Source organism: Bartonella tribocorum, assembly GCF_002777915.1.
GTDB classification, from domain to species: domain Bacteria; phylum Pseudomonadota; class Alphaproteobacteria; order Rhizobiales; family Rhizobiaceae; genus Bartonella; species Bartonella tribocorum_A.
On record NZ_NJGE01000020.1, the window covers coordinates 24329 to 32560 of the forward strand.

The 8232-nt window shown below is 46.1% G+C and carries 6 protein-coding genes; all 6 read left to right on the forward strand.

Going from position 1 to position 8232, the window contains the following annotated elements; genetic code table 11:
* Positions 1–3144, forward strand: coding sequence for a DUF4815 domain-containing protein (locus tag CER18_RS07790; RefSeq protein WP_100129457.1), 3144 nt, complete (start codon positions 1–3; stop codon positions 3142–3144).
* A 14-nt stretch (positions 3145–3158) separates the two neighbouring features.
* Positions 3159–4505, forward strand: a complete 1347-nt coding sequence (locus CER18_RS07795) for a Bgr_08870 family protein (protein WP_100129458.1) — start codon at positions 3159–3161, stop codon at positions 4503–4505.
* A gap of 189 nt (positions 4506–4694) precedes the next feature.
* The gene (locus CER18_RS07800; protein WP_100129463.1) at positions 4695–5984 is read left to right on the forward strand and encodes a phage tail sheath C-terminal domain-containing protein; all 1290 of its coding nucleotides are present in this window, start codon (positions 4695–4697) and stop codon (positions 5982–5984) included.
* A complete protein-coding gene (locus CER18_RS07805; protein WP_100129459.1) occupies positions 5981–6499 on the forward strand; it encodes a phage major tail tube protein in 519 nt (172 codons plus the stop codon). Before CER18_RS07800 ends, CER18_RS07805 begins: the two co-directional genes overlap by 4 nt.
* A gap of 9 nt (positions 6500–6508) precedes the next feature.
* The gene (locus tag CER18_RS07810; RefSeq protein ID WP_100129460.1) at positions 6509–6922 is read left to right on the forward strand and encodes a hypothetical protein; all 414 of its coding nucleotides are present in this window, start codon (positions 6509–6511) and stop codon (positions 6920–6922) included.
* A 131-nt stretch (positions 6923–7053) separates the two neighbouring features.
* A partial coding sequence (locus CER18_RS07815) for a phage tail tape measure protein (RefSeq protein WP_100129461.1) occupies positions 7054–8232 on the forward strand: 1179 nt, incomplete at its 3' end.

Genomic DNA, 8232 nt, shown 5'->3' on the forward strand with positions numbered 1-8232 from the left:
ATGAAACATGAAAGCGGTTTACCCTTTGCAATTGATAGATCGGTAGGCAAAGATGAACAACAAAGCGTGGTGTTTTATGGCAGACGCCCTTTTCTTCAAGGTGGTGAACTCAATGAAATGCAAACCATCATCAGGGGGCGTCATGACCGTTTGGGGCGCCTTGTGGCACAAGAAGGGGACCGCGTTGAACGGGCTGATGCTTTTGTCAACAAAGACACAAAAACGGTCACTTTAACAGAGGGTAAGATTTATATCGCCGGCGATATCTTTCCGGTCTCAAATGCTGTCTTGGAGAATATTTCCATGATGGGGCGCATGGAAATCGGTGTCAAGTTGCAAAAGAAATGGGTGACCTATGAGGATGATCCAGAACTGTTGGGACAAGTTCCAAGCTCCTTGGCAGAAGGAGAACCCGGAGCGGCACGCGAGGTCGCAAAGCTTGTGTGGGCTCTCAAAGATGATGACCAGCAAGGCACGTTTTTTCCGGTCTATATCTTACAAGATGGTGTTTTGATTGATCAAAAATCCCCCTCTCTGCTTGAACCGGCTATGCAAGCCATTGCGACATACGACCGCGCCCATGGACATTATATCGTGGGGGGATGCCGTGTCACAGCTTTGGGGCAAGAGGGACAAAAGCAAGTGTTCAGTATTCAAGAGGGAGAAGCCAATATCAATGGTTTCAAACGCAAACGCTTGGCTGCTTTGCGCCATGAAGAGGTGGAAGACTTTTCAACAAGTGCCGTTCCTAGTGAAACCCATATTTTTATACCTCCAAAGGGAAAAACAAGCTTTACCTTTAAACCTTATTACACACCCATTGCCGCTGTTCAGTCTCTTTTGTTGACAAAAGAAAAAACCGTGACGATAACCCGTGGTGCGGTTGCTGCTGGGCGTGATGGTGTTCCCGATAAAAGCATCACCGCCTTTATCAAAATTGTTCAAGGTGGAAAAGAATTTAAAGAAGGCACAGATTTCAAAAAAACCGGAGACACTATTGACTGGGCACCGGTGGGAGATGAACCTTTACCAGGAAGCAGCTATACGGTGACCTATCGATACCGTGCTAGCATAAAAGCGGATAAAGTCACAGCACAAGAGATCACCGTCTCAGGAGGCGCGATTGGAGGTGATATCATTGTAAGCTACACCTACAAACTCCCCCGCATTGACCGTATTGGTCTCAACACAAAAGGCAATGTCGTCTATATCAAAGGGGTTTCCTCAGACCAACCTATGGCACCCAGTGTCCCGGATGATGTGCTCTCCCTTGCTACCATTACCAACAATTGGCTTAGCACCCCCCTTGTGGTCAATGATGGCACGCGTGTTGCTCCTTATGATGAGATGTGGCGTTATTTTCAACGGGTGCTCTCCCTTGATCGCCTCATGCAATTAGAACGTATTAAAAGCAATGTTGACTCTAAAGAGCCCGTTGCCAAAAAAGGCATGTTTGTTGACCCTTTTCTCGATGACAGTTATCGCGATGAAGGGTTTCCCCAAACAGGGGCTATTGGTCATGGCATTTTACAGCTTGCCATTGATCCAACCTTTTACACCGCTCACCTGACCGCACCCATCACCCTTGACTGGACAAACGAAGTCATCATTGCGCAAGAATTGATAACGGCTTGCGAAAAGATCAACCCCTATCAAAATTTTGCGCCCTTGCCTGGAACAGTCACCCTTAATCCCGCAACAGACTTTTGGCATGAACAGCGCACCGATTGGCTCTCAAGTGTGACCAATCAACTCAATATGGGCAGGAACCGTGGGAGAGCTATCCGTAACACGGAAGTACGGGATGACCTCATCAATGAGACTCGAGAGCAAATCGATTTTTTAAGGCAAATGAAGCTAAACTTTAAAATTGAAGGCTTTGGCAGTGGCGAAATCTTAGAAAACCTTACCTTTGATGGTGTCAATGTCTTGCCCAACAGCCGTCTTGTTGCCGATAGCAAAGGCACTCTTGAAGGGAGTTTCAAGATTCCTCCAAACATTCCCGCCGGTACAAAAAATGTTATCGCACGAGGGAAAGGTGGCACAATCGCCACGGGGCTTTTTACTGGTCAAGGGGTGATTGATGTCAAGGTGATGCGGCGGACCACCACAGTGAAAATATGGACAGCCTATGACCCGCAAGCCCAAGTCTTTACCCCCGATGAAACACGACAAATCACGGGGGTGGATTTCCATCTTTGTAAAATAGGCAATCAAAACCATGACCTTGTTATTGATTTGGTCACCACCGAAAACGGTTATCCTACCGCTGATATTCAAGCCCAAACCTCCTATTCCATGAAGGGTGCAAAAGAAGGATGGGCTAGCGCATGCTATGATGTTCCCTTGCTCGTACCCGATGATCGTCTGACTGCCTTTGTGCTTAAAACCGATGATGCTGATCATTCTGTTTCTCTCGCCAAACTTGGAGATTTTGATAAAGAGAACCAAAGGTATGTCTCAAGTCACCCTTATGTGACGGGTCCTCGTTTTTCCTCGGTCAATGCCAAGAGCTGGAGCGCCCATCAAGATGAAGCCTTGGCATTTCGGGTGCTCGCTGCCCGCTACAGGCAAACAGAAAAGACGGTTGATTTAGGTGAATTTGACCTTGTGGATTGTTCTGATTTGCAAGTGCGTGCAGCGGTTGAGCTGCCTTCAAGTGAGTGTTCTGTCATCTTTGAAATTGAAAGGAACAATGGCACGGTTTACCAACTGTTGCCCTTTCAATTGTTAAGCCTGACCGAATATATCCGTGAAAAGGTCAAGCTTCGCGCCATTCTGAAAGGCACAGAGAAACTCTCACCGGTGTTATTTGCCCCCATTCAATTGATTGCAGGAAAGATCCATAAGGAAGCTACCTATGTTACGCGTGCTTTTGCCTTTGGGGAAAAGGCGAGACTAACCAGCTATATCAAAACTTTTTTACCGGGTGGTGCAACCTTTTCACTGGAGATGCAACAGGATAATGGGGCGTTTGTCCCTTTAAAACTCGATGAAACAGAACAACTTGCTGAACCACTTTGGACAGAGCGCAAATTTGTCAGTGGTGACAAAACAGCCAAACAAGCACGCTTAAAATTGACCCTTACTGGTGGACCATCCGCGCGGTCCATGGTGAGAGATTTTGGCGCTGGCATATTATGAGGGGAAAATGAGAGATGACAAAAACCAAAAAACTCGACATGGAATTGCCACAAGAGGGGCGTTTTATCAGTTCTGAATTCCCCATCTTGCGTGAAAACCTCAATAAACTTGATCAAGCGCTTGTAGCTGTTGAGGAAAAAATAGACGAAAAGGCGCCTTTACACCACACGCATACCATAAGCGAAATCACAGATCTAGAAAGCACTCTCAATGGCAAAATGGCAGCAGATAAAACCTTCACTTTTGCTGATTTAAGCGATATCGAGGGGGCAAGAGATGCCGCCAACAATTATGTTCTCTACAAATCAAGCAACAACAATTTTACCTTTGGGAGTGCTGTCTCACTGTTAGGCGCGCACCAACATAAAACCGAAGATATCGTAGGGCTTGATGATTTTAGAGCCAAGATCAATCAAGATCTGACCAGCTATGGTCGCTTAGCCAGCCCAAATGAATGGAAAAATTACAATAAATTTATCAACAAAGTCACCATGAGTGGTGGCTTAGAACTGTTAGGAAATTCTCCGTTTAATCTTATCCATAATGGTGAAACGGTGACAAGTTTAAGCACAAATGGAAGCTTTCTTAAAGGACCTTTGAGGGTCGATGGTGATGTTGTTTATACAAAATCAGAAATAGATATTCTCAAGCAGGAAATTAAAAACATCAAAAAAAATTTGCTTAATAAACTCATTATTGCTGATGCTGAATTGCTCTATACGCAAGACGGGAAAATTCAATGGCCAGCTTGGGTGACGAATAAAACCAAAGTTGAAATCCAAGCATGGGGTGGCGGCGGTAGTGGTGGTTCTGCTTGGTCTTATTGCAGAGGCGGCGGCGGAGGAGGAGGAGGTTGTTCCGTTTGGTATGGCTATAAAGCCAGTTTAAACGGTCATGAGGATATCATCATTGGTAAAGGAGGAACTTCTGTTGCATCGCGCGGTGCGACAGGAAACTCTGGAGGAACAACAACCGTTGGCAACAATTTTATTACCGCTACAGGAGGAAAGGGTGGTGGTAACGCTTATTATTCCGGCCCATCATACCATTACTCAGGTTCTGGTGGTGCTGGAGGTACAGGTGGAAACTTTGGTTGGGCAACAGACGAACATCCAGGACTTGCTAAAGGCGGAAATGGTTATGCTGGGACAAGTGGAATTGATGGAGAAATGAGTGGCAATGGAGGTGATGCTGGGGGCGATACATCAAAGGGTGGTGGTGGAGAAACGGGACAAGCTTCCTACGGTTCAGGAAAAGCAGGGCGTGGTTTTGGGGGTGGCGGTGCTGGTTCTAACTTGGATGGGTATTACAGCGGTGCTGGAGCTGATGGTGCTGTCCTTATAAGATTGTGGAAAGATTAATTACATAACCAAAGAGAGCACAATTCAAATGGTTGTTTGTTGTATAAGCGAGCTTGTATGATTTTCTTTCTTTAAAGTCCCCTTTGAAGATCTTTCAAAGCCCTTTTAAAGGGCTTTTTGACTGACAGTGTCAGACTTATGAAAGGGAGCTCTTGTTGTTATGGTCTCTTCATTGATTTGGAGAGCAAAATGGCAATAGAATTTAATCATGGTATCCGCCTCATTGAGGATGGTCAAGCATCTCGACCCTTAGAGATGTTTAGCCAAACTGCCCTTGGGGCGGTTGTTACAGCCCCTGATGCGGATGCACAAATTTATCCCCTTAACGAGCCCGTGTTGGTCTTCACCCATGAGACAGACAAAATCCAAAAGCTTGGGACACGGGGCACAGCCCTTGATGTGATTGATGCCGTGCGTGCGCAAGGGATTGAGGCACAAGTGATCCTTGTGCGGGTGGAGGAAAAGTCAACCATTGCTGAAACACAAGCTGAAATGGTGGGATCCAATACTCACTTGACGGGTGTGCATGCCTTGGCTCATGCACGGGGACATTTGGGTGTGGAACCTGGGATTCTCTTAGCACCGGCTTATAGTGCAGGGCGCCTTGATAATGGCAAAAACCCGCTAGCAGACGCTTTAGAACAGGTTGCTGAAAAGCTACAAGCCATTGCCGTGTTTGATACGGGGGGTAAAAATACGCAAGAAAGCCTTGCCTATCGTGCAGATTTTTCCTCACGCTTTTGTTATCTGATTGATCCCTTTGTACGGGTGGCAAATCGTGAGGGAGGTGTGAGTATAAAACCCGCAAGTCCTTTTGCCGCCGCCATGTTTATCAAACGTGACAAGCAAAGGGGCGGTGTTTTTTGGTCTCCCTCCAACCAAGATGTGCATGGTATTTTAGGGACAGCACGCCCCATTAGCTACTTTGATGGGGAAATTGATCATGAGGCAAACCGTCTCAATAAAGCCGATATTGCGACCTTTATTCCCGCGCGTCTTAGTCAAAATGGGCAGGGACAAATAGCTGCTAATGGACGTATTTTATGGGGCAACCATACCACCTCCAGTGATCCACTCTGGCGTTTTGTCAATGTGGTACGCACCCGCGCAGCACTGGAAAAAACCATCATTAACAATTTACGCCCTTGGGCTAATGACGAGAATCTCACCGGTCAACATGTTATTGCCATTACCCGCTCTTTGACCAGCTTTCTTGATGATATGATTGCGCGCGGTGCACTGCTTGGTGGGCGGGTTTGGTTTGATCGTGATTTAAATTCAAACAGCAATTTACAACTGGGCAAGTTGCGGGTGGAATTTGATGCAGAAGAAGTGCCCCCTCTAGAAGATTTAAGCTTTGGCAGCCGGCGCAATGGTGCTTACTTTAATCGGCTGGCGCAAGATATCCAAAAGAAAATGACATATGCCTTTGGTGATACGCTAGAGGGTTATCGCAAAGCAGCAAGGAGTGACATATGACTTTAAGAATTGTTCGCGGGTATACCCTGATTGTTGATGATGATGTCAATCTCCATCTTGATCTTGAAACCCTCAAATTGCCTACGTTAGAAGAAATCACCGAAACCTATCAACCAGGGGGCTCTGATATGCAAATTGATGTGAGCGGTCTTGGTGTCAAAGCATTAAATTTGCAAATGAAAATCCGCAGCCACACCCCTGAAGTGATTGGTATCTTTGGTGGTCCTCCTGGTCTTCGTCATAAATTTACCGGCAAAAAACATGTGGTGTCTGAAGAAGACGGACGCGAGCATGAACATTCCATTGATGTGACAGGGCGCTTGGTTAAGGTGGATAGCGAAGGCTTAACGGCTGGAAAGGCCACAGGCTATGATTGCGAGATCAAAAATATTTGGGACTATACGGAATTTTGGGATGGTTCTGTTTTGCACCGCTTTTCCTTTAAACGAGGTGGTTGGCTTGTGCGCAATGGACAAGAGATCGGTGAACGGCGCCGCTCTATTCTCAATTTATAGGAATTGATCATGACAAGTTTACAAACAAGTGTTGAGGTGGAATTGCAGGTTCCCCTTGTTTATCAAGACAAGGATGGCAAAGAATTGACACGACACAAATTGACCTTTTATCGCCCAAACTTCAAGCAAGCACGCCAATTAGCCGTGTTGATTGGACCGCAGTTGGCAAAGCTTGTTCTGCCTGGCTTAGAAGAGGATAAAACAATATTGAGCAATGATGTGCTCATTCTTAAAGTTTGTGAGGCATTGCTTACCCATGAGGCKATGGAAGGAATAGCTGTGCTTTTAGCCGATATGTCTCATGAATCTGTTGAACTCATTAATCGTCTTGATGTTATCGATATTATGGCAGTGTTGAAGGCATTTTTTGCTTTTTTTCCCACACGCCAATCCTCTCTGCCAGACAATTTGGAGCAGAACTAGCCCTTTATTATCACTGGGCGCCTTCAGAGATTAACCAGATGGATTGGCTTGATGTGATTGCTTATCGAGAAGAACTCGCGCGCCTTAAAGCTCAAGAATATGAAAGCCAAATGTTAGGATAAGATGCAATCATGGATGTTTCTCTTGTTGTGCGTTTTGTTAATCATCTGCAAGAGGGGATCGCTTCTGCCAAGCGAGACTTAAGAGCCTTTAGTTTAGATGTTGCGCATTTCCAAAACCAGACACGAAAACATTTTAAAGGGTGGTTTGACCCTGAGCATCTTAAGGAAGCCACAGCCAATGCAGAAAATGCTTTTATCCATGCGCGTGGGCGCATGGTGGGGGCGATTGCGCAAACCGCAACCCTAATTGCCCCTCTTTATAAAGCCATGCAATTTGACCAATCGATGAAGGGCTTGGAAAAGGTTCTAGATGCCCCCCTTGATCGTTTAAAGGAATTGCGCCGTTTTGCTTTGGAAACCTCCACAAAGATCCCTTTGGCAGCCCGTGAAGTCTTAGAATTGATGACCAGTGCTAGCCAAGCAGGCATTGGTGAACAAGATCTCGAGGCTTTTAGCATTTATGCGGCCAAAGCGGCCGTTGCTTTTGATATGAGCGGGGATGAGATTGGGGAGCGCTTTGCCAAATTACGCAATGTCTTTAAGCTTAATCAAACAGGTATTGAAGATTTAGGGGATGCGATCAACCATCTCTCTAACCACATGGCAGCAAAGGCCAGTGAGGTGTCTGATTTTACCAATCGTGCCACCGGTGCAGCCACTATGTTTAAACTGACAGCGCGCGAAACCGCGGCATTTGGTACAGCGATGATTTCTGCTGGGATTGTACCAGAGAGTGCGGCGCGTGGTTTTAATACGATGAGTGCGCGCATTCAAGCAGGAGGCAAACATATTGAAGATGCCTTTACCAATATCGGTCTTTCCCGCGAAAAATTTATGGAAGATCTGGAGAAAGATGCTACCGGTACTTTGGTGCGCTTTTTTAATGTGTTGGGCAAATCGGAACAGGGAATGCGCTCTCTGATTGCTATTGCAGGGCGGGATTTTACCGGTGATTTTGCCAAATTGGTGGGGAACCCCCAATTGTTAGGGCAAGCTTTAGATTATGTGAAAGATCCTCAAGTCTTTAAAGGTTCGGTAGAGCAAGAAGCCGACAAACAAGCAACCGGTGCCATGCGGCAATTTGAACTGTTGCAAAACCGTATTGTGGCTTTAGGGATCACCATTGGTGAAGTGCTCCTGCCTCCTCTCAACAGTCTCATGGAAACTGTTGGTAATTTTACAAATGGG

Excerpts from the sequence above, each read along its gene's own strand:
- CER18_RS07790 (WP_100129457.1), top strand. The coding sequence starts at position 1 with ATGAAACATGAAAGCGGTTTACCCTTTGCAATTGATAGATCGGTAGGC.
- CER18_RS07795 (WP_100129458.1), top strand. The coding sequence starts at position 3,159 with ATGACAAAAACCAAAAAACTCGACATGGAATTGCCACAAGAGGGGCGT.
- CER18_RS07800 (WP_100129463.1), top strand. The coding sequence starts at position 4,695 with ATGGCAATAGAATTTAATCATGGTATCCGCCTCATTGAGGATGGTCAA.
- CER18_RS07805 (WP_100129459.1), top strand. The coding sequence starts at position 5,981 with ATGACTTTAAGAATTGTTCGCGGGTATACCCTGATTGTTGATGATGAT.